Annotated in this window: 5 protein-coding genes; all 5 read left to right on the top strand. The window is 61.6% G+C overall.

Annotation, left to right across the window (positions count from 1 at the left end):
• Positions 1–1,269 (top strand): type IV secretory system conjugative DNA transfer family protein (locus BJF77_RS01940; protein ID WP_222844943.1); only part of this gene is annotated, 1,269 nt, incomplete at its 5' end.
• A complete protein-coding gene (locus BJF77_RS19850; RefSeq protein WP_158041160.1) occupies positions 1,221–1,385 on the top strand; it encodes a hypothetical protein in 165 nt (54 codons plus the stop codon). The genes BJF77_RS01940 and BJF77_RS19850, both read left to right, overlap by 49 nt.
• Positions 1,382–1,747 carry a DUF4913 domain-containing protein gene (locus BJF77_RS01935; RefSeq protein WP_075871121.1) on the top strand — a complete coding sequence of 122 codons (366 nt, stop codon included), beginning with the start codon at positions 1,382–1,384 and terminating at the stop codon, positions 1,745–1,747. Before BJF77_RS19850 ends, BJF77_RS01935 begins: the two co-directional genes overlap by 4 nt.
• 232 nt (positions 1,748–1,979) lie before the next feature.
• The gene (locus tag BJF77_RS19845) at positions 1,980–2,336 is read left to right on the top strand and encodes a hypothetical protein (RefSeq protein ID WP_139318388.1); all 357 of its coding nucleotides are present in this window, start codon (positions 1,980–1,982) and stop codon (positions 2,334–2,336) included.
• 133 nt (positions 2,337–2,469) lie between these two features.
• Positions 2,470–2,760, top strand: a 291-nt coding sequence (locus BJF77_RS20950) for a hypothetical protein (protein WP_222844942.1), incomplete at its 3' end; no start/stop codon positions are given.

Below are 2,760 nucleotides of genomic sequence, written 5' to 3'. Positions count from 1 at the left end.
GGCCGGATCAACCCGGCCATGGGCCCCGCCCGCACCACGGAGGCCCACCGGCTCCACCCCAATGCACAAGGCATTGGTCCGGGGCTGACGATCGGGCTGGTGGGCAAGACCCCGATCTATCAAGGGTGGCGGGAATGCTCCGCGCACGTGTGGGGCACCGGTCGCGGTAAGACCACCTCCCAGGTCATCCGCCACGCCACCGAGGCGCCCGGCGCCTTCGTGATGACCTCGAACAAGGTGGACGGGGTGGCCGAGGTCATGGCCGCCCGCACCACTACGGGGAGCACGGTGTGGCTGTTCGACCCGCAACGCATCTGGCGGGACAGCGCCCGTCCCGCGATGATCTTCAACCTGCTGGCCACCGTCACCGACACGCGCACGGCCGGGGAGGTCGCCTCGATCTTCGAGACCGCCTCAGCCGGGGCGGCCGCTAGTGGAAAGGGTGATCCGCAGTTCGACTCCCAGGGCCGCGACTACCTCTCCTGGTGCCTGTTGGCGGCCGCCAAGAGCGGCAAAACGCTCTCGGACGTGCTGGGGTGGGTGTCCTCGGCCAACTTCCTGGAACCGGCCGAGGACCTGGAGCAGGCCGGCCACACCGGCCCGGCATCGGCGTTGCAGGGCATGGGACGCCAACCCGAGGACACCCGCGGGTCGGTGGCTGCCAGTGCCCAGCGCATGTCCTCGGCCCTGGTCCATGACGAGCTGCTGACCTGGACCACCCCCACCCCGGGGGTGCCGGTATTCGACCCGCACCGGTTCGTGACCAGCAAGGACACCCTGATCCTGCTCACTCAGGACGCCGCTGGCTCCGGGGCGGCGTTCGTCTCGACCCTGGTCTACGCGGTGGTCACCGCCGCCCAGCACGCGGCCCGGCGTGCCGGGGGACGGTTGCCGGTGCCGCTGGTGGCCGACCTCGATGAGGTCGGCAACGTGGTCAAGCTCAAACAGCTGCCCGAGTGGTACTCCTACTTCGGTTCCATGGGCATCGTCGTCTCCGCCTACTTCCAGACCAAGGGCCAAGGCGTGGACATGCTCCAGCGCACCGGGTGGGACACCCTGTGGTCGGCGGCCGCGGTGAAGGTCTACGGCGGTGGCTCCGACGACGCGGAGTTCCTGGAGTCGCTGCGCAAGCTCATCGGCACCTACGACGCGAAGGTCCGCAGCACCTCCACCTCCCGGGCGTGGCGTCCCGGTCGGTGCAGACCCAGCAGCGCGACATCATGCCGGTCTCCAAGCTCTCCGAGCTGCCGGCCGGGCACGCCTGGGTGAAGACCTCCACCGGCGGCGGCACCATCGTGGCCACCGTGCGGTGGTTCGAGGACAAGGACCTGAAAGCCCGCATCAGCCCGGTGCTGGAGCGGATCACGGAAGGACAGCGGCGATGAGTGAAAGAGTTGCGCAGGACACAGAAGCGGTGGAAGGCCCTACGCAAGAGGAGTTCGTCACCTGGGTCGAGGGCTTGGTCTCACAGATGGAGTCAGTCGATCGTTCGGCCAATATGCACTGGTGCGCCCATTGGTGGGCCCACACCGAGGCGGTGGACCGGTTGACCGCGCTGCACGCCCAGTGGTTGGTGGCGAAGGAGGAAAACAGCATGTCCCACTGGTGGGTGAGTCACTTCGACGCCCACGCCAAGGTGCTCTTCGCCATACATGGGCCCTTCGGGCAGTGCGGCACCAAGCACGTCGAAAAAGGCGTGCGCCGCACCCTCGCCTGCGAGCAACCACCTGCCACCTGGTCCTGGTGACCACAAAGCCCGGCGACGGAGTGCCGTCCCTTCCCCCGTAGGTGCTCTGTCCCCTCTCTGGAACAGTCACTTACGTGTTGGCCAACGCATCATCATCACCTGCAGGCTTCTCCTCCAAAACTGGACCCGGCACCGTTACAACGAACAACCCGCAGGTCGACCATGAGCTATCGACGCGACCTCTTCGTAGATTCCATGGAGTTCGAATGGGGCGAGGACTACCCTGAAACGCATGAAGAAGACGACGTTTGAAGTGGCAACGGCTTTAGCGGCCACAGTCCTGGCAGGACTGCTTCTCCGTGAAGTGGAAGTATTGCCCGATGTGCTGCGATGGATCGTGCTGGCCGTGGTATTCGGGCTGACCTTCGTACTCGCCTGGTGGGCGACTGGCCGAAAAGAACCGGATTCTTCGAATAGCGGTGTTGGAATCGGAGAAAATATCACGTCCAATGATTCTCTTGATATCTCACAAATAAACGTCAAAAATCCGGGCAACCAAACCAACATTGGCAAAAATGTGAGAACAAAGGGGTCCGTCAAGATTAGCGATGTCACTATCGGGCATAATCGAGAAAAAAATGAAAGGTAATTTTTCAATCGACTGGAGAAGACCATACTCCTTGCTTGAGCCACACATTGAGGGGACTGGCGGAGTCATACATGTCCGCGGAGGTGAAAATGCGCCACATCGCTTATTTATAGACGTTTTACGATTTAATTGGATGCCGCAGTCTGAATTATTTTCTTGGATGAACTGCGTAATTGATCCAATTGACGGAAGAACCCACTACACTATTGATTTAATCCGCGAAATAGCCCGATGCGCTTCAATTACGTTGCCGTCTCCCCGGGTGCCCAACACCCCTCTCGTCAACATCGGTACTGATGTCAAAGCACGGTCCGCCGAATATAGCAATATCCATATAAATATTTACGAACGTCGAGACCTAGAGCAAGAAAGAGCCGAACTCGACGCACTTTGCGAGGGACTGCGAAAACTGCTGCAACAAAAA

The sequence above is a fragment of the Kocuria sp. CNJ-770 genome, assembly GCF_001942375.1.
GTDB classification, from domain to species: domain Bacteria; phylum Actinomycetota; class Actinomycetes; order Actinomycetales; family Micrococcaceae; genus Kocuria; species Kocuria oceani.
This window is presented reverse-complemented; position numbering and strand designations above follow the sequence as displayed.